Genomic DNA, 21,348 nt, shown 5'->3' with positions numbered 1-21,348 from the left:
TTCAGCCCGTCGCGCGCAGTGCGGTGTCGAGACCGTATTCGGACGCCGAGCCGATCGTCTGATGAAAGCGCATCTTGCGGACATATTCGTCCGGGTCCTTCTTCACCACGAGCGAGCCCTCCGGCGTGGTCACCCAGTCATAGAGCCGGGTCAGCATGAACCGCAGCGCCGCGCCGGCCGCAAGGGTCGGAAGGGCCTCGATCTCCGGTGCGGTCAGCGGCCGCACGGCGTGATAGGCATCGAGCAGCGCCTTGCCCTTGGTGATGTTGAAGGAATGGTCGCGCTCGAAGCACCATGCATTGAGCGCGACCGCGACGTCGTAGGCGAGCGCATCGGTGCAGGCGAAGTAGAAGTCGATGATGCCCGACAGTTCGTCGCCCAGAAAGAAGACGTTGTCCGGAAACAGGTCGGCATGGATGTTGCCCTCCGGCAGCCCGCCGGGCCAACCGCGTTCGAGGTGCGCAAGAAGCGCCTCGGTCTCATCGGCAAGGCCCGCCTCCATCGCCGGATGCGCATCCAGGCAGTCTTTCCAAAGCGGGCGCCAGTCCTGCAGCGTCAGCCCGTTGCGGCGGCGCATGGGAAAATCCTCGCCGGCCAAGTGCATCGCCGCCATGCCCGCTCCGACGCCGGCGCAATGGACCGGCGTCGGGCGACGCATCCAGATGCCCTCAAGAAAGGTGACCATCGCCGCTGGCCGGCCGGCCAGTTCGCCCAGCATCTCGCCGTCGGCGCGCCGCACCGGCAGGGGGCATGAGATGCCCTTGGTCGCCAGATGCTCCATCAGCCCGAGGAAATAGGGAAGATCCTCGCGCCGGACGCGCTTTTCGTAGAGCGTCAGGATGAACTGCCCGCCGCGCGTGTGCACGGCGAAGTTGGAGTTCTCGACGCCCTCGGCGATGCCCTTGTAGGACAGAAGCTCGCCGACGCGATAAGGCTCCAGGAATGCGCGAAGCTGGTCTTCGGAGATATCTGTGTAGACCGCCAAGAGGCCCTGCCCGTCAGTTGCCGGTGCCGTTCAGGAAGGCCATGTCGTCGCCGGTCAGCGGCGTGTCGCGCAGCGAACGCATGACCGGGAACATCTCGGTTTCCTCGGCGGTCAGGGCGATATCGACGGTCACGTTGCGCCGTTCGCGCAGGGCATCGATGATCTCCTCGACGACGATCTCGGGAGCCGAGGCGCCCGCCGACATGCCGATCGTCGCCGCATTGCCGATGCGGCTCCAGTCAATGTCGGCGGCGCGCTGGATCAGCATGGAGTCGGCGGCGCCATGCCTTTTGGCGACTTCGACCAGACGCATGGAATTGGACGAATTCGGCGCGCCGACGATCAGGAAGATGTCGGTTCCCGGCGCGGCCTGCTTGACCGCTTCTTGGCGATTGGTGGTCGCATAGCAGATGCTGTCCGACGATGGTGCGGCGAGCGCCGGAAACCGCTCGCGAAGCGCGGCGATCACGTCGGCGGTGTCGTCGACCGACAGCGTCGTCTGGGTGACGAAGCCCAGATTGTCCTCGTCCGGCACCCGAAGGCCGGCCACCTGTTCGGCCGTCTCCACGAGCGTGACGGCGCCCTCGGGCAGTTGCCCCATCGTGCCGATCACCTCGGGATGGCCGGCATGGCCGACCAGCAGCACGTGCCGGCCCAGACGCTGGTGCCGCATGGCCTGCTTGTGAACTTTGGAGACGAGCGGGCACGTGGCATCGAGATAGAGGAGATTGCGGGCCTCGGCGTCGGCCGGCACGGATTTCGGCACGCCGTGGGCGGAAAAGACGACCGGCCGGTCGGTGTGCTCGGGGGGAATGTCGCCAAGTTCCTTGACGAACACGGCGCCGCGCTCGCGCAGCGCCTCGACGACGAACTTGTTGTGCACGATCTCGTGGCGGACATAGACCGGTGCGCCGTGCTTCTTGAGCGCCAGCACGACGATCTGGATCGCGCGGTCGACGCCCGCGCAGAAGCCGCGCGGCTCGCACAGGCGGATCGTCAGCGGCGGTTTGGTGGCGTGGACGTTCATGGCAGAGATGTCGAGGGTTTGAATGCCGGTGTCAAGGCGGCGGACCTCAACCCATGGCAGACTATCGCCTTGCGGCGCTCATGAACAGGTGCATATATATGCACGGAGGAGTGATGGGTGGATAATCGGACGTCCGACGTCGTTCGGAGACTGAAAGCCGAAGGCTGGTATCTGGCGCGGCACGGGGCGGGTCACGACATCTACCGCCACCCGCACATCAAGGGCATCATCACCGTTCCTCGGCACAAGACGCTGTCGCCCGGTGTTCTGCGCAGCATCTCGAAGAAGGCGAACTGGAATTGAGGACAGGGAAAGGGGCGATGCGATATCCCGCGCTCATAGATGGCAAGAGGGGCGCCTATGGCGTCGCCTTCCCGGATCTGGACGGTGTCGTGGCGATGGGAGCGACGATCGATGAGGCGCTTCTCAATGCCGAGGAAGCCTTGCGCGACTATGTCCTGGAGATGGAAGCGGACGGCTTGGCGATCGCGGAGCCCACGCCGCCGGAGGCCGTCATCGTTCCCGAAGGTTCATCCCTCGTGCTCGTGCCGCTCATTCGTCTGACCGGTCGTACGGTTCGTGCGAACCTGACCCTCGACGAGGGGGTCGCCGCCTTCATCGACGAGGAAGCAAAGCGCCGGAACATGACGCGCGTGAGCTTCATCGAATGGATGGCGCGTCGGGTCGCCGCCGACGGCGTGTGAAGATCAGCGTGTCCGCCGCCAGACGAAGGCGCCAAGCACGATCACCAGCGTCACGGCCAGACCGTACCAGGTCACCGCATACTGCAGATGGTTGTTGGGCAGGTCGATGCGGGTGACGCCGCCGATCGGCCAGCCGCCGGCCACCTCGTCCTCGAACGCGTCGATGAAGAACGGCAGCACATCGTCCGGCGCGTAGCCGGCGCGGTCCACCATCAGGTTCCAGTCCTTCCAGTAGTAGATGTTCTTTTCCCGATCGTTGTCGGGCACGATGAACGACGGCTTTCCGTCCAGCCTCTCGCGCGCCAGACCCGTGACCGTCACAGGGCCTTCGGTGAGGCTTTCGGGCCGAGTCTCCGGCTCCTTGAGATCGAACGGCACGAAACCGCGATTGACGAAGACGACCTCGCCGCCTTCCATCTCGAGCGGCGTGTAGAGGTAGTAGCCCGAGGCGCCATTGTGGGTGGCGAAGAAATGCTGCTCCCGCTCGTGCGCGAAGGTGCCCATCGCCTCGACGGGGCGGTAACGGATGTCATCGCCTGCCGACACCAGACCGGCGATCCCGGCGGCCGGGACCGGCGCCGCATCGAGCCGAGCCTCGATCGTCGCGAGCAAATCCTGCTTCCACGCGAGCCGCTGAACCTGCCAGTTGCCGAGCATGACGAGCGCAACGAGCACCGGCAGCGCGCACACGACGACCAGCCACGGAAAGCGGCGGTCCTGGTCGGGCTCATCGGTCTTGGTCGGTGCGCTCATCGAACCTCAGATAGACAAGGGGCGGCCGCGTTTCCACGACCGCCCCGGTTCTTGGTGCCAAACCGATCAGTGGTGATAGATCGGCGCGCCCCAGGTTCCCCAGACATAGACGACGAAGAACAGGAACAGCCAGACGACGTCGACGAAGTGCCAGTACCAGGCCGCGGCCTCGAAGCCGAAATGCTTCTGCGGCGTGAAATGGCCCGCATAGGCCCGTACCAGGCACACGATCAGGAAGATCGTTCCGACGAAGACATGGAAGCCGTGGAAACCCGTCGCCATGAAGAAGGTCGCGCCATAAAGCGATCCGGAGAAGGAATAGGGCGCGACGGCGAACTCGTAGATCTGCACGCAGGTGAACAGGATGGCGAGCAGGATCGTCAGCCACAGACCCATCTTCAGGCCGTCGCGGTCATTGTGCAGAAGCGCGTGGTGCGCCCAGGTGACCGTCGTGCCCGACAGCAGCAGGATGACGGTGTTGTAGAGCGGCAGGTGCAGCGGATCGAGCACTTCCAGACCCGCCGGGGGCCACTGGCCGCCCGTATACTCCATGCGGCCGACCTGCTGGGCCTCGCCGTAGAAAAGGCTGGCATCGAACACCGCCCAGAACCATGCCGCAAAGAACATCACCTCCGAGGCGATGAACATGATCATGCCGTAGCGCAGGTGCAGGGACACAACGCGGGTGTGGTGGCCCTGAAGCGACTCGCGCACCGTGTCCGACCACCAGCCGAACATGGTGTAGAGCACGATCAGTAGCCCGATCAGGAACGTCCAAGGATTGGCCATGGGAATGCCGAGGAACGAGAACTCGTTGCCCTGCCCCGCCTGCATCCAGCCGACGGCGCCGATCGCCATCACCAGCGCCCCGATGGCACCGATCAGCGGCCAGGGGCTGGGGTCCAGAATGTGATAGTCATGGTTCTTGGCGTGGGTATCGGCCATGTCAGTCATCCCCGATTGTCATTGCGAACGGCCTCGTCGGCGTCCGGATTGGTTTCGATCTCGACGGGCGCGTCGGCGCCTGCGTCGGCGGTTTCGGCCGGCGCGTCGATCTTGAAGAAGGTGTAGGACAGCGTGATGGTCGACACGTCCTTGAGTTCCTTGGCGTCGACGATGGCCGGATCGATGAAGAAGACCACCGGCATGTCCATCTGCTCGCCCGGTTCCAGCGTCGTCTCGGTGAAGCAGAAGCATTCCATCTTGTTGAAGTAGGCGCCGGCCGCCTGCGGCGTGACGTTGAACGTCGCGGAACCGGTCGAGGCCATCTCGCGCCAGTTGCGCGCCGTGTAGGCGACCTGCTTCAACTCGCCGATCTTCAGCGTGACCTGCCGGTCGACGGGCTTGAACTCCCAGCCCAGCCCGGCGCCCGTGTTGGCGTCGAAACGCACATTGATCGTCTTGTCGAGCACCTGGACGGGCGATGTGTCGGCGACCTGCGTCGTGCCGCCATAGCCGGTGACACGGCAGAACAGCTCATAGAGCGGCACCGAGGCGTAGGCGAGCCCGACCATTCCCGCGAAGAACGCAAGACACAGCGCGGCGATGCGCACGTTGGAGCGATGCTTGCTGTCCTGCTGGCGGGTCGGGTCGGCGGTGCTCATGGCTTTCCTAGAGTGGCCGGTTGATGACATCGGGACCGAGCTTGATGACGGTCACCACATAGAAGATGACGACGAAGGCGGCCAGGCACAGCGCGATGGCGATCGAGCGCTTGCGGCGGGCCTTCTGCTGGGCCTCGGTGAGTTCGACGGTCTTGCGGTCTTCGGCCATCGCGTTCACGCCAGCACCCGCATGAGGACGGTTTCGACGAAGAGGACCGCGAAGATCGCGAACAGGTAGGTCAGCGAGAAGCCGAAAAGGCGCTTTGCCGGCACCATGGTCGCGTCGCCGTCGGCCATGCGCCACACCGCCACCGCATGACGGATGAAGTTGGCGCCGAGCAGGATCGCCGCCGCGCCGTAGACGGGACCGGCAAAGCCGAGCGGCCAGGGCAGCACGGCAAAGGCCGCGAGCAGCACCGAATAGACCAGCATCTGGCGTTTGGTCGAGCGCTCGCCGGCGACGTTGGGCATCATCGGCATGCCGGCGATCTCGTAGTCGCGCAGCTTGAACAGGGCCAGCGCCCAGAAGTGCGGCGGCGTCCACAGGAAGATGATCATGAACAGAACGGCCGATTCGAGCGTCAGCGTGCCGCTTACCGCGGCCCAGCCGATCATCGGCGGAAACGCGCCGGCCGCGCCGCCGATCACGATGTTCTGCGGCGTCGTCCGCTTCAGCCACATCGTGTAGATGACGGCGTAGAAGAAGATGGTGAAGGCGAGAAGGCCGCCGGCCACCCAGTTGGTGACGAGGCCGAGCGTCATCACCGAAAGCACCGACAGGACAAGGCCGAAGACCAACGTTTCGTCGCGACCGACGCGGCCTGACGGTATGGGTCGCCTGGCCGTGCGGCTCATGACCGCGTCGACATCGGCGTCATACCACATGTTCAGCGCGCCGGACGCGCCCGCCCCCACGGCAATGGCGAGGATCGCGACGGCGGCGATGAACGGGTTGATCGCGCCGGGCGCGACCAGCATGCCGACCAGCGCGGTGAAGACGACCAGCGACATCACCCGCGGCTTGAGCAGGTCGAAATAGTCGCGCGGCGTCGCCTCGGATATGCGCGGCTCTGCTGCTTCGATGTTGTCAACGAGCGCCATGCGGCGGCTCCTGTCCCAATCGTTTGGCCGGCCGGATCGGCCGGCGGTGGCCGGTTGCCCGGCTCTTCGGTTTCGCGGGACGGCGCGGCCGCGCCATCCCGCCATTTTGTCCCGTGCCTACTTGATGCGCGGGAGCTGTTCCCACTGGTGGTAGGGCGGCGGCGAGGACAGCGTCCATTCGAGCGTCGTCGCACCTTCGCCCCAGGGGTTCGCCCCGGCCTCGCGCTTGCGGGCGAAGGCCTCGAACACGCCGTAAAGGAAGATCAGCACGCCGATCGCCGAGATGTACGATCCCCAGGACGAGACCATGTTCCAGCCCGCATAGGCTTCCGGATAGTCGATGTAGCGGCGCGGCATGCCGGCCAGACCCAGGAAGTGCTGCGGGAAGAAGATCAGGTTCACGCCGATGAAGGTGACCCAGAAGTGCAGCCGGGCGACCGTCGAGTTGTACATGTAGCCGAACATCTTCGGGAACCAGTAGTACCAGGCCGCGAAGATGCCGAACACGGCGCCCAGCGACAGCACGTAGTGGAAGTGCGCGACCACGTAATAGGTGTCGTGCAGGGCCCGGTCGAGGCCGGCATTGGCGAGTTGGACGCCCGTCACACCGCCCACGGTGAACAGGAAGATGAAGCCGATCGCCCACAGCATCGGCGTGCGCAGTTCGATCGAGCCGCCCCACATGGTCGCGATCCACGAGAAGATCTTGATGCCCGTGGGCACCGCGATGACCATGGTGGCGAACACGAAGTAGCGCTGCGTGTCGAGCGACAGGCCGACCGTGTACATGTGGTGGGCCCAGACGATGAAGCCGACGACGCCGATGGCGACCATCGCGTAGGCCATGCCCAGATAGCCGAAGATCGGCTTTTTCGAGAAGGTCGACACGATGTGGCTGATGATGCCGAAGGCCGGCAGGATCAGGATGTAGACCTCGGGGTGGCCGAAGAACCAGAACAGGTGCTGGAACAGGATCGGGTCACCGCCGCCGGCCGGATCGAAGAAGGCCGTGCCGAAATTGCGGTCGGTCAGCAGCATCGTGATCGCACCGGCGAGAACCGGCAGCGACAACAGCAGCAGGAAGGCGGTGATCAGCACCGACCAGGCAAACAGCGGCATCTTGTGCAGGGTCATGCCCGGCGCACGCATGTTGAAAATCGTCGTGATGAAGTTGATGGCACCCAGAATGGATGAGGCACCCGCCACGTGTAGCGCGAGGATGGCAAAGTCCATGGCAGGGCCAGGTTGGCCTGATGTGGAGAGCGGCGGATAAATGGTCCAGCCGCCACCAACGCCAAGGCCGCCGGGCGGTCCGGGAACAAACAGCGACAGCACCAAGAGGCCAAGCGCCACCGGCAGCAGCCAGAACGACACGTTGTTCATGCGCGGGAAGGCCATGTCCGGCGCGCCGATCATCAGCGGCACAAACCAGTTGCCAAAGCCGCCGATCATCGCGGGCATCACCATGAAGAAGATCATGATGAGGCCGTGCGCCGTCACCAGCACATTATAGAAGTGATAGTCACCGCCCAGAGGACCGTCGCCGGGATATTGCAGCTCGGCGCGGATGATGACCGACATCAACCCGCCGATAACGCCGGCAATGATGGCGAAGATCAGGTACATCGTGCCGATGTCCTTGTGGTTGGTGGAGTACGCATAGCGCCGCCAACCGGTTGGGTGATCTTCGTGATGATCTGCGTGTGTTACGTCGCTCGCCATCGGCTTGGTCCTTTAATGAAGCGGTCTTGTGTTTGTGTGTTGGGTGGGCTGAATGCAGCGCTTACTGGCGCACATCCGCCAATTGGGTTTGCTGCTCCAGCGGTGAAGCGGGAATGGTGCCGTTGAGCGCATATTCTGCCTGCGCTTCGGTTACCCATGCCTCATAGTCGTCCTTGGCTACCACATGCACTTCGATGGGCATGAAAGCGTGGCGCACGCCGCACAGTTCCGAGCACTGGCCATAGAAAATGCCGGTCTGCGTGGCGCGGAACCATGTTTCGTTGAGGCGACCGGGCACGGCGTCCATTTTCACACCGAATGCAGGCATCGCCCAGTTGTGGATCACGTCGGCGGCCGTCACGATCACGCGCACATTGGTATCAACGGGCACCACCATTTTGGTGTCGGTCGCCAGCAGGCGCGGCTGACCGGGGTCCAGGTCTTCTTCTTCGATCATGTTGGCGAAAAACTCGAAGTCACCATGGTCCGGGTAGGAATAGCCCCAATACCACTGGTAGCCCGTGGCCTTGATGGTGACTTCGCTCTCCGGCACCACCGCTTCGAAATACAGCAGGCGGAACGAGGGAATGGCGATCGCCACCAGAATGAGCACCGGCACAACGGTCCACACGACTTCGATGAAGGTGTTGTGCGTGGTCTTGGAAGGCGTGGGGTTGGCCTTCGCGTTGAACCGCACCATGCAATAGACCAGCAGCGCCAGCACAAACAGCGTAATGGCGGTAATGATGACCAGCAGGAAGTTATGGAACGAGTTGATATCTTCCATCACCGGAGAGGACGCCGGCTGAAACCCCATCTGCCAGTCAACGGGCTGTGCCGCGCCTGCAGCAGTTGCAGCGATCACTGCGCCGAAAAAGGCCAGAGCGGTAAAAATCTTTGTCATTCTCGACATCCCCGGGTCGTGGATCTGATGGCGGCCCCGGCAGCAGTTTTTAAGAGTGCTGAGGGGGCACAAAACAAGGGAGAACGGATAACACACCATTCCCGGCAAGCAACGTGGCATTACGCCCGCAAAGGCGCGAGGGGGCAGAAAAACCGAATCCGGCCCCCGGATTTCTGTTGGAAAGTATAGCGCGCACAAGGGCTTGAGCGACCCGCCACAGACGTTGCGCGACACTTTGCCCCAAATGGCGGATTTTGGCGGTTTGCACTTGTGAATGCGCCGGTGATTGCGCCGTTGATTGTGCTGGGTTTTGTTCCGTGTGGCTCTGGACCCCGGATCAGGTCCGGCGCGCCATTCCTTTGAGGAATGGTCGCCTTATCAATAAAAAACAGTTCGAACTTTGTTCGAACGGGGATGCAGTTGCCCGCTTTGCCAAAACTTTTTTGCAAAAGTTATCCACGGTCGCCGAGCAGCCCTCATACTTGTGCTCACCTGCCGCCTGAGGGCACCCCGGACCGTCCGGGCCTGGGCGGCGGGGTGGATGCCCGGAATGCCGGTGCATGGGTACCTCCTTGGGAACGTGGAGGGAAAATGTACGGGCGTGGTGTGCGAGTAACGCGCGCATGCCAGATGGGCGGCACATATCCAGCCCCGGTCACGCCGTGAAAAAGCTGGCCCCGTCTCAGACCGTGCGGTTCCAAAGTGCGGGAGGCGGACGCAAAGGGGTTGCACGCAGTCGTCTGGTTTAATCAGCCAGTACTGCGTGGGCAGAAATGTGCCGAAGACCATCCATAGCGGGAGCGCCGCCCTGCGGCACACTCTTAGCGCAGCTACGCCATCAGCACGGCCAACGGGCAGTGCTCCCGCTCTCCCTCATTTTGGGGAGGAGACAATCGACACCCTTCGCAGACCTCATGGTGTGCGGGGCTTTTGGTGGTGGATCATTGCTTCCCCGCGGCTTCAAGTGCCGAGCACAAGGCGGTGCAGTTGGGGCATTTGGTCACGAACTATTGCCTCCCCGCGGCTAGACCGCGGGGTCCAGTGCAATGCGGTGATGCTTTGCTATTCAGCCCTGGGCCCCGCTCAGCCCTGGGCCCCGCGGTCGAGCCGCGGGGAGGCAGATTTGAGAGTTTGAAGATAAGGTTTTGTGGACCTAGCCAAGCACGGTGCCACACGTCACGATCACGCCGAACCAGACACAAACCAACCGGGAGCAAACATCATGCGGAACTCAAACAGGCAGTGGGTGCTGCGCAAGCGGCCAACGGGCGAAATTGCGGAGGGTGATCTTGAACTTGTGGATGCGCCCAAGCCCGAAGCAGGTGATGGCGAAATCCTGATCCGCACCATCTATCTGTCGCTGGACCCGACCAACCGCATCTGGATGAGCGACATGGACCAGTACATGCCGCCGGTTGAAATTGGCGATGTCATGCGCGGCGGCACCCTGGGCGTGGTCGAGCAATCCAAGCTGGCAGGCTTTGACGTGGGCGACATTGTGGTGCCCGGCCTTGGCGGCTGGCAGGACTACACCGTGTCGGACGGCACCGGCGTGTCCAAGATCCCGGCAGGGCTTGGCATTCCGCTGGATGCCTTTATGAGCGTTCTGGGCGCCACCGGCATGACCGCCTATTTCGGCCTGCTGGATATCGGCCAGCCCAAAGCCGGCGAAACGGTTGTGGTGTCAGCAGCAGCGGGCGCTGTTGGCTCAACGGTGGGGCAGATCGCAAAGCTCAAGGGCTGCCGCGTCGTCGGCCTCGCGGGCTCTGACGAAAAATGCAGATGGGTGGTGGATGATCTGGGGTTTGACGCCTGCATCAACTACAAAAAGGAAAACGTCCTTGAAGCGCTCAAACGTGAATGCCCCAACGGCATTGACGTTGACTTTGAAAATGTCGGCGGCGAGATACTGGATGCCATCCTTACACTGATCAATGAGAACGCGCGCATTGCCCTGTGCGGCCTCATCTCCACTTACAACGCCGAGGGTGATGTGCCGGGGCCGTACATGTTCCGCAATATCCTGATGAAGCGGGCGCGGGTGGAAGGCTTCATCATCATTGATTATCTGGCGCGCTTTGCCGAAGGCCAGGCCGAGATGGGCCAGTGGCTGGCGGAAGGCAAACTCAAATACCGCACCGACATTGTGGAGGGTCTGGAGACAGCACCCAAAGCATTGGGGCGGCTGTTTACCGGCGAGAACATCGGCAAATTGCTGGTGAAAGTGTCTGACGAACCGGCACAATAACAAAGCCGGTTCATTAAGCCGGTTCATATGGTGGTTTGCACTGCGTTAAGCATTCCGCTTAACGCGCTCTTTACGGCATCAGGCGCACGCTTGGGTTGAAATACTCTATCAACTCCGGCGGGCACCTTGATGACGGATGCGACCCTCAGCGTCGAAGACGTGAAACGGCTTGAGCGCGAAAACTCACCGCTCAACCGTGAATCCGCCGTGATGAAAATCGGCCCGCTCATGGCCGAGGGCAAATTGCAAAGCATTGAGGCTGATCTGGCCCGCGACGTTGTGCTGCGGATGGCGGAAGACGCCGACGTGCTGGTGCGCTCCGCCCTGTCACGGCAGATCGCGCTCTACCCCCTGCTGCCCACCGAAATGGCAGAGCGCATGGCGCGCGACATAGCAGAGGTGAGCATTCCGGTTCTGCAGCACTGGCCGCACCTGTCTGATGATCTGCTGGTGTCGGTGATCGAGGAAGAAATAGAAGCCAAGCAGATTGCCATCGCACAGCGCGACGCGGTGTCGGAGCGGGTGTCGGGCGCGCTGATTGACACGGGCAATTCAAACGTCGTCAGCGTGCTGCTGGAAAACGAGAACGCCAACATTTCAGCCGACGCCCTGAAGCGCGTTCTTGATGACCACGCGGACCACGAGACCATTCCGGTGCTTGTCACCAAACGCCCGGACCTGACCCCGGAAACCTGCCTGCAGTGCGTGTCGCTCATAGTGGCCGACCAGTTGGAAGCCGATGTTGCCAACGAGATGCGGCGCTATCTGGTGCGCCAGCAGCACCTGCCCGAAGAAATGGCCGCTGAAATTGTGGCGCACGCCCGTGAACAAGCCGTGGCTGACATGACGGCAGGCGAAATTGACGACGGCAAGGTTGCCGAGTTTGTGGGCGTGCTGCACAAGGCGGGGAGACTGACGCCCACCATGCTGCTGCGCTCGCTGTGCTCGGGCGATCTGCGGTTTGTTGAAATGGCGTTTGGACGACTGTCAAAAAAATCCGCTGACTATGTAGCGACCGCCATGTCGCCCGGCCATACGGATCTGTTCAAGGCCATGTACGACGCAACACGACTGCCCGTCAGTCTGCGCCCTGCCTTTTCAGCAGCCATCGAAGCTGCGGCACGCGAGCGCCTGCGTGCGGGCGACAATGCCATGCAGCCGCAACGCTACGTACCAACGGTGATTGCCGGAATTGTGGGGGCCTACGGAACAGTTGCGCCGGCCGAGCTTGAGCACGTCATGGCCGAACTCTCCCGCACGCTCAAACGTGAGGCCGAAGAGCGGTTTGATTCACGCGCGCATATGCGGGTCTAGAGTTCCGCTCTGGAGTTCGGGATTAGTCGTCCATCCAGCGCCGCAGCAGATTGGTGCGTACTTTCGCCACCCGATCAAGAACGGCCCGCTGCTTTGGCTTGTCCTTGAGGTCAAGCATCACAAGGTCCAGGTCATACAGCATCTCGCGGGCCTGAGGGTCGCGCACATAGCTGCGTACCCAGCCAACTACTGCCAGCCGCTCGCCATTGGTCACTTCCGCGACGTGATGCAGGGCACTGGTGGAATACAGCACCATGTGGCCTTTTGCGGGCTTGATGATGCGTGCCGTATCGCCCTGCTCAATCACCAGTTCGCCGCCGGTATAGCTGTCCGGGTCGCTGAGAAACAGCGTGAACGACATGTCGGAGCGGGCATTATTGAGAATGGCGTTGTCCACATGGGTGCCATAGGTCATGCCCGGCTTATAACGGCTGACCAGAAACCCTGCGAGGCGTTTGGGCCAGGCCAGCGCCTTGAACTTGGATGACCGCGCCAGCGCCTGGCCGACAATCTGCCCCACCTGCTGGGTGATCTTGGCGTCCAGTTCCTCGTTCTTCTTGACGGATTTTGCCTGCCAGCCTGCGCCCTGCGCACCATCATGGTAGGTGCCGGACTCAACAATGCTGACGACCTTGGCAAGTTCATCAGCCGTCAGAATGTCGTCGAACTCATAAATCATTGCATAGTTATCCCCGCCTCGCGGCGTGCAGCTAGAATGGCGCTAGTAGTTGACGCGGTCGGTGATGGCACCATCCACAATCATGTTGATGCCGGTGGTGAAGGAGGATTTCGGGCTGGCGAGAAACACCGTTGCATTAGCGATATCCTGCGGCGTGGCCATACGGCCCATGGGGTTGCGGCCCATTGTGGCCTTGAACATGTCGGGCATGTTTTCCTCAACCATGTGCCAGACGCCGCCCTTGAAATACACCGTGCCCGGCGACACCACATTGGCGCGCACGTGGGAGCCTGCCAGTTCCTTGGCCAGACCCTTGATGAGATGCACCATAGCGCCTTTGACCGCCCCATACGCGGAGGCATCTGTTGCGGACACCGAGGAAACAGAACCGATGGCAATGATCGAGGCGTCGCCATTTGCTTCGGCAGACTTTTTCAACTCGGGCAGGGCCGCTTCTACCGAGCGCACTGCACCCATGATGTCGATGTCAAAGCCGCTTTTCCAGGCAGCCTCCGTGTTGCCGATGGCAAGAGCGGAGGCATTGGAGACCAGCACATCAATGCCGCCAAGCTGTTTGGCGGCGTCGGCGATAAATCCTTTCAGGCTGTCAGGATCGGCAATATCGGCGACGGCCCCCCAGACCCTGGTGCCGTGGGTCTTGGACATGTCGGCCACAGCGTCGGCAATCTGGTCGGCGTTGCGGGCGCAGATCGCCACGTCGCAGCCTTCTGCTGCCAGTGTTTCGGCAATGGCGCGGCCGATGCCCCGCGTACCACCAGTGACGATTGCCTTCTTGCCTGTAAGACCCAGATCCATAATGCCGCTCCTGCTGATTGGTTTCTTGCTGGCAGGCATCCTAGAATGGTGCCCGAAAACAACAACCGCTTAATCGCCGCGCGCTGAAGGAAAACCGATGGACCTTGGACTTGCCCCCGAAGACGAAACCTTCCGCCAGGAAGTGCGTGCGTTTCTGGATGCGGAACTCACACCGGAACTGCGTGAGGCGGGCAGCCTCACAACGTCGGTGTTCACCGACAAGGACTGGAACCTGAAATGGCATAAAATCCTGCACGCCAAGGGCTGGGTGGCGCCGCATTGGCCGAAGGAGCACGGCGGCACCGGGTGGAGCGAGATGCAACGCTATATTTTTGCCGCTGAATGTTCGCGCGCCGGGGCCCCTGCCCTGTCACCCATGGGTCTGCGCATGTGCGGGCCGATGTTGATGGGGTTTGGCACCGACGAGCAGAAGGCAAAATATCTGCCGCGCATTTTGTCGGGCGATGATTACTGGTGTCAGGGATATTCCGAACCCGGCTCAGGCTCAGACCTTGCCTCACTCAAGTGCAGGGCAGACAGCGATGGCGATGACTATGTCATCAACGGCACCAAAATCTGGACGACGCACGCCCACTTCGCCAACCGCATGTTTTGTCTTGTGCGCACGGATGCATCGGGCAAACCGCAGCAGGGCATCACGTTTGTTTTGATCGACATGGATACGCCGGGCATCAGCGTGGAGCCGATCATCACCATGGCGGGCGAGCACGAAGTGAACCAGGTGTTTTTCGATAATGTGCGCGTGCCAAAGGCAAACCGTGTGGGCGAGGAAAATGATGGCTGGACGGTGGCCAAATATCTGCTGGAGTTCGAGCGCGGCGGCGCCTACGCGCCGGGGCTGCGGGTGGCGGTTGAAAAACTCAAAGCGCTGGCGGGTGCCGAGGCTGATGGGGCCGGTGGTTCACTGCTTGAAGGCGATGCCTTCAAGCGCAAGCTGGCAGCGTTTGAAGTAGAGCTTGATGCGCAGGAAATTACCGAGCACCGCGTCATGACGGCCTTGTCCAACGGCCAGAACCCCGGCCCGGCCTCCTCCATGCTGAAAGTGGTCGGCACCGAGATGCGCCAGAAGCTGGACACGCTGGCGGTGGAAGCGATTGGCACCTACGCCATGCCGATGCAGCCGGATGCGCGGCAGCCGGGGTCAAATGTTGCGCCGGTGGGACCCGCATCCTCCATGACGGTGGTGCCGACCATGCTGAATAACCGGGCGTCATCCATCTACGGCGGCTCCAACGAAATCCAGCGCGGCATCATGGCAAAGCTGGTGCTGGGGCTTTAGGCGGCGCTGCCAGACTTCGCCACATCCGTGTCCCCGGACTTGATCCGGGGTCCACTCGCGTTTCAGACCTTCGGGTCGGTCAACACTGATGTCGTGATGAGCAGCACATGCCTACTGCGGTGGCCTGCATTTATGCCTGCCGCACCGCGAGTAGGCCCCGGATCAAGTCCGGGGACACGGGTGTGGTAGGGCCATGCATCCCACAGCGCATGCTTGAGCGGGCCCTTCAAGGGGATGGTGAGTTGCGCAGGCGCTGAAGCACGCCGGGCAACCTGAAGACGATCCAGGCGGCGGTGATGATGTTGCCGAGCAACACGATGGCAATCGCCCACAAGATGCCAGTGAGCTTGCTGTGCTCCAGCACCAGCACCAGACCCGCAAACAGCACAAAGCCGAGATAGAGGTCCGCAAGGGTGACGACGCCCCAGGGTTCCGCCAGCATGAGGGTGAGCAGCGGCACCACGGAGCCGCCATCGGCAAAGCCCCAGATGAGCGATGCGCCGAAGGCGAGGCCCAGTATGGCGGAGAGGATGCGCAGACCTGTCATCTATTCGCCCGCCTTCTTGAACGCCCGCTGCTGACCGGAGCCCATGGCGTAAGGGTGCGATGCCGACAGGCCGCCATCAACGGGGAACGCCTGACCGTTAACATACGAGGCTTCGTCGCTCGCCAGAAACAGCGCCATGTTGGCAATTTCTTCGGGGCGGCCTGCCCGCTTCATCGGGTTGATCTGGCCGATGCGATCTTCAGAACCGCGCTCACGCGCCATGTCGAACACGGGCTTGGTCATGCCGGTTTCAATGAGGCCGGGGCACACAGCATTGATGCGCACGCCGGTGCCGGCCAGATCATAGGCCACAGTCTGCACCAGTGAGATGACGCCGGCCTTGGAGGCTGAATAGGGATGCACACCCGCATTCGCCCTTATCCCCGCCACGGATGCCGTACATACAATGGAGCCGTGCCCCTGCGCCACCATGTGCGGGCTGGCGTGCTTCACATACAAGAAAGGACCAATGAGATTTACCCGGAGGATGTTTTCCCAATAGTCCGGCGTCTGGTCTGCCAGTGGCATCCACCCGCCGGAAATGCCCGCATTGGCAAACACGATGTCGATGCCACCCTGCTGCTTTACAAAGTTTGTAACCGAGCCGGACACGTAGGCTTCGTCCGATACGTCGCCTGTCTCAGCGCTCATGCGCTCGCGGCCTTCAACGGTTTCCGCCACACCATCGGCGTTCAGATCAACGGCGAGCACGGTTGCGCCTTCTTCGGCGAAGCGGCGAGAGGCGGCGCGGCCGATGCCTGAGCCTGCTCCGGTGACGATGGCGCGTTTTCCTGTGAGGCGTCCCATGCTGTTTGTTCCTTATGGCGGCGGGTTGCTATCGCGTTGGGTATTCCACAATGGTGAGCGTATTGCCACCGGGATCCATAAAGTGTGCCAGCTTGCCGCCCCACTCCTGCATGTGCGGGCCATCAGCGAACTCCACGCCTTTGCCGCGCAACTCCTGATAGGCCGCCGTGATGTCGGCCACCTCAAACGAGACGCCGGTAAAACGCCGGGTCAGGTTCGGGTCATCCCCCACGGGTTCAAGAATGAGCATGATGCCCGCGTCCAGAACAGCAAACCCGCCGTCATCCGCCACAGCGCGCACCGGCAGGCTCAACAGGTCGCGGTAGAAGGGAAGTGCCGTGGCCACATCCGGCACGAAAATACGGTAGCCGGTAATCTTCAGGTCATTCATGGCCAGGTCTCCTGTGCACGCTGCCCGATATTATGCGCGAGCGATAAGCAGCGTGGTGATTTGGGAGAACACGGTGTCGCCCGCCTGATTAACAAGCGTATGACAGTTCTTGATGATGCCGCGATCAGGCTTCGACGACGAGGGGCGCTTCTCGATGCACTCGATGGTGAGCGACAGCACATCATCCAGACAAGCGGCCTTGTGAAAGCGCACTTCGTCATAGCCCAGCGCGCCGATGACGGCTGTTTCATGCGGAAGCGCCTGCGCCAGTTTCAGCACCACAGCCTGAATATGGGTACCGCAGGCTGTCAGTGTTCCGTAAACGGATTTTTTGGCGGCCGCCTCATCAACATGAAACGGCTGTGGGTCCCACTTGGTGGCAAACGATACAATTTCGTCGCGGGTCATTTCATAGGTCTCGGTGATGGGCCACTGCTCACCGACGTCAAAATCATCAAAATAGCGCGTGGTCATGCCGACTCTCATGAAAAAAGGCCCGGCATTGCTGCCGGGCCTTTCAATCGTAGCAAGGTCTGCGTCGAATTACATCTCGAACAGGCCGGCAGCACCCATGCCGCCGCCGATGCACATGGTCACGACGCCGAGCTTGGCGTTGCGGCGCTTGCCTTCGATCATCAGGTGGCCGGTGCAGCGCGCGCCGGTCATGCCGAAGGGATGACCGATGGAGATCGACCCGCCATTGACGTTGTATTTGTCATTGTCGATTTCCAGCTTGTCGCGGCTGTAGAGGCACTGCGAGGCAAACGCTTCGTTGAGTTCCCACAGGTCGATGTCGTCCTTCTTGACGCCAGCCTTGTCCAGCAGCTTGGGCACAGCGAACACGGGGCCAATGCCCATTTCGTCCGGCTCGCAGCCTGCAACCTGGAACCCGCGGAACACGCCCATGATGTCGAGGCCACGGCGCTCGGCTTCCTTGCGTTCCATCATGATCACCATGGAGGCACCATCGGAAAGCTGCGAAGCATTGCCGGCCGTGATGTAGTTGCCTTCGCCACGAACAGGCGGCAGACCATTCAGGCCTTCAAGGGTGGTCTGGGGACGGTTGCATTCGTCCTTGTCCACCACGTAGTCAACGATCGACTCTTCCTTGGTTTCCTTGTTGACGACTTTCATCTTCGTGTTCATCGGCACGATTTCGTCGTCGAACTTGCCAGCCTGCTGGGCGGCCGCGGTGCGCTGCTGCGACTGGAGCGAATACTCGTCCTGCGCTTCACGGCTCACATTGTAGCGCTTGGCCACGATGTCGGCGGTTTCGATCATCGGCATCCAAAGAGCCGGATAGCTCTCCATCAGCTTTTCTTCGGTGATGTTGTTGAGGTTCATCGCGCCGGACATCTGCACCAGCGAAATGGATTCAACGCCACCAGCGGCAACCACGTCCACACCATCATTGACGATGCGGCCAGCGGCCATGGCAATGGTCTGGAGACCGGACGAGCAGAAACGGTTGACGGTTACGCCAGACGTTGTGACCGGGCAACCGGCCCAGATGGCGGCAAGGCGGCCAACGTTCTGGCCGGTGGCACCTTCAGGTGTGCCGCAGCCCATGATGACGTCGTCAACGTGGCCCGGCTCAATCTTGGCGCGCTCGATGGCATGCTTGAGGGCGTGGCCACCCATGGCGGCACCGTGGGTCATGTTGAAGCCGCCGCGGCCTGATTTGGCAAGGCCCGTGCGGGCCGTGGAAACGATGACTGCTTCTCTCATGCTGTCACTCCTTGTTGGGATTAGTGTTCGCCCGCTTGGATTTCCGCCGCGTCATGCAGCGCCTGGTCCGGGCTTTACAAAATGTCGAAGGCAGCGGGTATCAATTTGAAACCCGCCAGTCGGCGCGAACCATAGGGGGTTCAGGGCCGCGCCGGAAGGGTTAATTGGCGATGTGCGGGTCACTTCTGGAATCGCACTGGAATCAACGCATTAGCCCGGCGCGCGGCCATCGCCGCCGCATTTGGGCCACGAAATGAACAACGCTTCACCTCCGCACCATCAAGTCTGCGCCAGATTCACGCAGCATATTGGCGTCATGGAAGGTGCGATTGGCGCACCGGATTTTGACTTTGGGGAGACATGACATGCGCCGCCAGTTTGGAATTATGGGTCTGATTGGAGCCGGTGCGTTCTTGCTCGGCGGCATGGCGGCCTTTGCCAGCGGCGACACGTCCGCGGTTCCCTTTGACGGCGCGCAGCCTCCGGCCATTGCCACATCGGTTGTAACCATTACCGCTGCAGCCCCGTCACTTGTTGAGCGCTCAGACGATGTGGGCATGACCGCTGATGCGCAGACCGCTCCCTTCGGCTACTCCTATGTGGTGTATTTTCCGGTTGGCGGTGCTGACCTGACTGCACCCGCAAACGACATGCTTGCTGCCATCGCCGACGAAGTGACCGGGCTTGAACTGAGCCGGGTTACATTGAGCAACGATGCAGGCCCTGACGCCCGCACGCAGGTTGTGCGCGATGCGCTGATCGAGCTTGGCGTCCCTGCCCGCTGGATTGGTGAAGCGCCTGCTGCCCCCGCCGCCATTGGTCCGGTCAGCATGGCCCCGCTGAACATCTAGCCGGCTACGCACGGCTACCGACACGCGACAACGAGCGCTGCGTTACGCGCCGACCACCTGCACCACTACGCTGCGGGTGTGCTGGCGGGCGCGGTGCTCAAACACATATATGCCCTGCCACGTGCCCAGCAGCATGTTGCCGTTTGAAACCGGCACCGTCAGGCTGGTCGCGGTGAGTGCTGACTTGATGTGGGCGGGCATGTCGTCCGGCCCTTCGGTGGCGTGGCGGTAGGTATCTGTTTGCGGGGCAATGCGCGCAAAGAATGTCTGCAGATCGTGCAGCACATCCGGGTCGGCGTTTTCCTGAATGACCAGCGATGCCGATGTGTGGCGGATGAACAGCGTGACCTGGCCTTCGCGTATTGTGGATGCCCGCACAACATCCGCCACCTCACGGGTAATGTCCGTGAGGCCGGGGCCGGGCGTTGCAACGGCAAGTGTTTCAAGGTGCGGGCGCATGCCCCCTTTTAACCCGCAGGGCTTGCCGGTACATAGGGCACAGCACGCCCTTTTCAGCATCTCAATTCCACAGCAGGCACACCATGAGCGCACCGGAGAGTTCCGGCTTTGAAGCCTATATCGGTCCCGTCACACCCGTTGACGGCGACGGGTTCAGCCTTGGCTTCAAGATTGAACCACATCACCTCAATGGTGCCGATATGTTGCATGGCGGCATGATGATGTCGTTTGCCTCTGTGGTGCTGGCGGGTGCAGCGCGTAAGGCCGCCGACAGTGACGTGGAAGCCCTGTCCGTAAACTGTGACTTTACCGGCCCCGGCAAACCAGGCGACATGGTAACGGCTGTGGCGCAAGTGACGCGGCGAACACGGACGATTGTTTTCCTGTCATGCGATGTATCCGTCGGCGACCGCATGTTGATGACGGCCACCGGCGTTTATCGGGTTGTTAAAGATGACTGAGGCGCGTGACGCCGAAAAAGGCGACGGCGAACGCCCGCCAATCGCGTCGCCACGGCCTGAGGAACACCTGGACGGCTTTCGCGCCATGGAGTTGCGCGACCCGTTCGAGGCGTTTGTGGGGCCCTACTACAGCGAAACCACCCCCAACGACGGCCTGGCGCGGACCGAAGCCTTCCGGGTTGATGAACGCCATATTGATGCAGCCGGAAAGCTGCACCCGGGCGCGTTGATGACATTCGCCGACGCCATCGTTGGCAGCACGGCATGGAATGCAACCGGGCGGAGACCGTGCGTGACCCTCAGTATGCAGACGAGTTACACAGGCACCGCCAAAGTGGGTGATCTGGTGATCGGCAAGACACGGCTGACCAAGAAAACCCGCAGCGTTGTGTTCTGTGCGGCAGACTTTTTTGTTGATGACGTGTTGATCTGCCAGGCCACCAGTCTGTGGAAGGTGCTGGGCGAACCATAGGCACATCATTACGCCGCAGGTAATTGTGCAGCGTCACGCAGTCTCTACTCTGTTTCGTCAAATGCCGACTTTATCGGCAACTGACATACATGAGGGGGAGGCGAGAATGCAGGGCTTTCGTATACATCTGATCGTGATCTGGGTGGTGTTGGCCGTTTATACGGCCATTGTCATCATGAACCATGGCATGGGCCTGTTCGCGGTTTTCTTCGGCGACATGCTGAAAATGGAATGGCCGGGCCAGTTCAATCTGGATTTTTTCGGGTTCCTCACCCTGTCAGCGCTCTGGCTGACCTGGCGGCATCACTTCACACCCGGCGCGTTTGTGCTTGGGCTGTGCGGCCTGTTCGGCGGCATCGGCTTTCTTGCGCCCTATCTGCTGTGGGCGAGCTATGACGCGGACGGCGATATCAAGACGCTGTTTCTTGGCAAACAGCGCGCCGCAGCAAGCTGATTGCTCACCATCACCCGTGCT

The 21,348-nt window shown here is 61.7% G+C and carries 26 protein-coding genes; 9 read left to right on the top strand and 17 right to left on the bottom strand.

Annotation, left to right across the window (positions count from 1 at the left end; all coding sequences use genetic code 11):
- Position 1: 1 nt before the first annotated feature.
- Together RIB87_RS08610 and ispH are read right to left on the bottom strand one after the other, a co-directional pair.
- Positions 2 to 985, bottom strand: a complete 984-nt coding sequence (locus RIB87_RS08610) for a homoserine kinase (RefSeq protein WP_350065640.1) — start codon at positions 983 to 985, stop codon at positions 2 to 4.
- Positions 986 to 998: 13 nt separating this feature from the next.
- Positions 999 to 2,012 carry a 4-hydroxy-3-methylbut-2-enyl diphosphate reductase gene (ispH, locus tag RIB87_RS08605; RefSeq protein ID WP_350065642.1) on the bottom strand — a complete coding sequence of 338 codons (1,014 nt, stop codon included), beginning with the start codon at positions 2,010 to 2,012 and terminating at the stop codon, positions 999 to 1,001.
- A gap of 117 nt (positions 2,013 to 2,129) precedes the next feature.
- Between ispH and RIB87_RS08600 the strand changes: the two genes are divergently transcribed.
- Both RIB87_RS08600 and RIB87_RS08595 read left to right on the top strand, forming a co-directional pair.
- Positions 2,130 to 2,315: a type II toxin-antitoxin system HicA family toxin gene (locus tag RIB87_RS08600; RefSeq protein WP_072041235.1), complete on the top strand. Its 186-nt coding sequence runs from the start codon at positions 2,130 to 2,132 to the stop codon at positions 2,313 to 2,315.
- A gap of 17 nt (positions 2,316 to 2,332) precedes the next feature.
- Positions 2,333 to 2,716, top strand: a complete 384-nt coding sequence (locus RIB87_RS08595) for a type II toxin-antitoxin system HicB family antitoxin (protein WP_349363947.1) — start codon at positions 2,333 to 2,335, stop codon at positions 2,714 to 2,716.
- Between the two features lie 3 nt (positions 2,717 to 2,719).
- Here the strand turns inward: RIB87_RS08595 and RIB87_RS08590 are convergent, their stop codons facing one another.
- From RIB87_RS08590 to coxB, 7 genes are all read right to left on the bottom strand, one after another.
- Positions 2,720 to 3,469, bottom strand: a complete 750-nt coding sequence (locus tag RIB87_RS08590) for an SURF1 family protein (RefSeq protein WP_350065644.1) — start codon at positions 3,467 to 3,469, stop codon at positions 2,720 to 2,722.
- A gap of 66 nt (positions 3,470 to 3,535) precedes the next feature.
- Positions 3,536 to 4,414 (bottom strand): cytochrome c oxidase subunit 3, encoded by an 879-nt coding sequence (locus RIB87_RS08585; protein WP_350065646.1) that lies wholly within the window; start codon positions 4,412 to 4,414, stop codon positions 3,536 to 3,538.
- A 5-nt stretch (positions 4,415 to 4,419) separates the two neighbouring features.
- Positions 4,420 to 5,073: a cytochrome c oxidase assembly protein gene (locus RIB87_RS08580; RefSeq protein ID WP_350065648.1), complete on the bottom strand. Its 654-nt coding sequence runs from the start codon at positions 5,071 to 5,073 to the stop codon at positions 4,420 to 4,422.
- Positions 5,074 to 5,080: 7 nt separating this feature from the next.
- Positions 5,081 to 5,242, bottom strand: a complete 162-nt coding sequence (locus tag RIB87_RS08575; RefSeq protein ID WP_192900440.1) for a cytochrome c oxidase system small membrane protein — start codon at positions 5,240 to 5,242, stop codon at positions 5,081 to 5,083.
- 5 nt (positions 5,243 to 5,247) lie between these two features.
- Positions 5,248 to 6,174: a heme o synthase gene (locus RIB87_RS08570; RefSeq protein ID WP_349363944.1), complete on the bottom strand. Its 927-nt coding sequence runs from the start codon at positions 6,172 to 6,174 to the stop codon at positions 5,248 to 5,250.
- Positions 6,175 to 6,291: 117 nt separating this feature from the next.
- The gene (gene ctaD / locus RIB87_RS08565) at positions 6,292 to 7,896 is read right to left on the bottom strand and encodes a cytochrome c oxidase subunit I (protein ID WP_350145541.1); all 1,605 of its coding nucleotides are present in this window, start codon (positions 7,894 to 7,896) and stop codon (positions 6,292 to 6,294) included.
- 61 nt (positions 7,897 to 7,957) lie between these two features.
- On the bottom strand, positions 7,958 to 8,800 hold the full coding sequence (gene coxB / locus RIB87_RS08560) for a cytochrome c oxidase subunit II (protein WP_350145539.1): 843 nt from the start codon (positions 8,798 to 8,800) through the stop codon (positions 7,958 to 7,960).
- Between the two features lie 1,222 nt (positions 8,801 to 10,022).
- Here coxB and RIB87_RS08555 point away from each other — a divergent pair.
- On the top strand, positions 10,023 to 11,048 hold the full coding sequence (locus RIB87_RS08555; RefSeq protein WP_350145537.1) for an NADP-dependent oxidoreductase: 1,026 nt from the start codon (positions 10,023 to 10,025) through the stop codon (positions 11,046 to 11,048).
- Positions 11,049 to 11,177: 129 nt separating this feature from the next.
- Positions 11,178 to 12,362, top strand: a complete 1,185-nt coding sequence (locus tag RIB87_RS08550; protein ID WP_350145535.1) for a DUF2336 domain-containing protein — start codon at positions 11,178 to 11,180, stop codon at positions 12,360 to 12,362.
- Positions 12,363 to 12,384: 22 nt separating this feature from the next.
- Here the strand turns inward: RIB87_RS08550 and RIB87_RS08545 are convergent, their stop codons facing one another.
- Both RIB87_RS08545 and RIB87_RS08540 read right to left on the bottom strand, forming a co-directional pair.
- Positions 12,385 to 13,041 (bottom strand): Fe2+-dependent dioxygenase, encoded by a 657-nt coding sequence (locus tag RIB87_RS08545; protein ID WP_350145533.1) that lies wholly within the window; start codon positions 13,039 to 13,041, stop codon positions 12,385 to 12,387.
- Between the two features lie 42 nt (positions 13,042 to 13,083).
- A complete protein-coding gene (locus RIB87_RS08540; protein ID WP_350145531.1) occupies positions 13,084 to 13,857 on the bottom strand; it encodes an SDR family NAD(P)-dependent oxidoreductase in 774 nt (257 codons plus the stop codon).
- Between the two features lie 97 nt (positions 13,858 to 13,954).
- Here RIB87_RS08540 and RIB87_RS08535 point away from each other — a divergent pair, with 97 nt between their 5' ends.
- Positions 13,955 to 15,157 (top strand): acyl-CoA dehydrogenase family protein, encoded by a 1,203-nt coding sequence (locus RIB87_RS08535; RefSeq protein ID WP_350145529.1) that lies wholly within the window; start codon positions 13,955 to 13,957, stop codon positions 15,155 to 15,157.
- 226 nt (positions 15,158 to 15,383) lie between these two features.
- Here RIB87_RS08535 and RIB87_RS08530 read toward each other — a convergent pair whose 3' ends face one another.
- The 5 genes from RIB87_RS08530 to RIB87_RS08510 all read right to left on the bottom strand — a co-directional run bounded on the left by RIB87_RS08530 (position 15,384) and on the right by RIB87_RS08510 (position 18,630).
- Complete coding sequence (locus RIB87_RS08530) at positions 15,384 to 15,704, bottom strand: DUF1475 family protein (protein WP_350145527.1); 321 nt, start codon at positions 15,702 to 15,704, stop codon at positions 15,384 to 15,386.
- Positions 15,705 to 16,511 (bottom strand): SDR family NAD(P)-dependent oxidoreductase, encoded by an 807-nt coding sequence (locus RIB87_RS08525; RefSeq protein WP_350145525.1) that lies wholly within the window; start codon positions 16,509 to 16,511, stop codon positions 15,705 to 15,707.
- Between the two features lie 28 nt (positions 16,512 to 16,539).
- Positions 16,540 to 16,902, bottom strand: coding sequence for a VOC family protein (locus RIB87_RS08520; RefSeq protein WP_350145523.1), 363 nt, complete (start codon positions 16,900 to 16,902; stop codon positions 16,540 to 16,542).
- A gap of 30 nt (positions 16,903 to 16,932) precedes the next feature.
- Positions 16,933 to 17,376, bottom strand: coding sequence for a MaoC/PaaZ C-terminal domain-containing protein (locus tag RIB87_RS08515; protein ID WP_350145521.1), 444 nt, complete (start codon positions 17,374 to 17,376; stop codon positions 16,933 to 16,935).
- A gap of 69 nt (positions 17,377 to 17,445) precedes the next feature.
- A complete protein-coding gene (locus tag RIB87_RS08510; protein WP_350145519.1) occupies positions 17,446 to 18,630 on the bottom strand; it encodes an acetyl-CoA C-acyltransferase in 1,185 nt (394 codons plus the stop codon).
- A gap of 365 nt (positions 18,631 to 18,995) precedes the next feature.
- Here RIB87_RS08510 and RIB87_RS08505 point away from each other — a divergent pair, with 365 nt between their 5' ends.
- The gene (locus tag RIB87_RS08505; RefSeq protein WP_350145517.1) at positions 18,996 to 19,481 is read left to right on the top strand and encodes an OmpA family protein; all 486 of its coding nucleotides are present in this window, start codon (positions 18,996 to 18,998) and stop codon (positions 19,479 to 19,481) included.
- Positions 19,482 to 19,523: 42 nt separating this feature from the next.
- Here RIB87_RS08505 and RIB87_RS08500 read toward each other — a convergent pair whose 3' ends face one another.
- On the bottom strand, positions 19,524 to 19,940 hold the full coding sequence (locus tag RIB87_RS08500; protein WP_350145514.1) for a secondary thiamine-phosphate synthase enzyme YjbQ: 417 nt from the start codon (positions 19,938 to 19,940) through the stop codon (positions 19,524 to 19,526).
- A gap of 83 nt (positions 19,941 to 20,023) precedes the next feature.
- Between RIB87_RS08500 and RIB87_RS08495 the strand changes: the two genes are divergently transcribed.
- The 3 genes from RIB87_RS08495 (at position 20,024) to RIB87_RS08485 (ending at position 21,327) form a co-directional block, all read left to right on the top strand.
- Positions 20,024 to 20,401 carry a PaaI family thioesterase gene (locus RIB87_RS08495; RefSeq protein ID WP_350145512.1) on the top strand — a complete coding sequence of 126 codons (378 nt, stop codon included), beginning with the start codon at positions 20,024 to 20,026 and terminating at the stop codon, positions 20,399 to 20,401.
- Positions 20,394 to 20,873, top strand: a complete 480-nt coding sequence (locus RIB87_RS08490) for a PaaI family thioesterase (protein WP_350145510.1) — start codon at positions 20,394 to 20,396, stop codon at positions 20,871 to 20,873. Before RIB87_RS08495 ends, RIB87_RS08490 begins: the two co-directional genes overlap by 8 nt.
- Positions 20,874 to 20,979: 106 nt before the next feature.
- Positions 20,980 to 21,327 carry a hypothetical protein gene (locus tag RIB87_RS08485; RefSeq protein WP_350145508.1) on the top strand — a complete coding sequence of 116 codons (348 nt, stop codon included), beginning with the start codon at positions 20,980 to 20,982 and terminating at the stop codon, positions 21,325 to 21,327.
- Positions 21,328 to 21,348: the final 21 nt, after the last annotated feature.

The organism is Pyruvatibacter sp., from assembly GCF_040219635.1.
Taxonomy (GTDB): domain Bacteria; phylum Pseudomonadota; class Alphaproteobacteria; order CGMCC-115125; family CGMCC-115125; genus Pyruvatibacter.
Note: the sequence above shows the minus strand (reverse complement) of the source record. Positions and strands in the feature narration are given on the sequence as shown.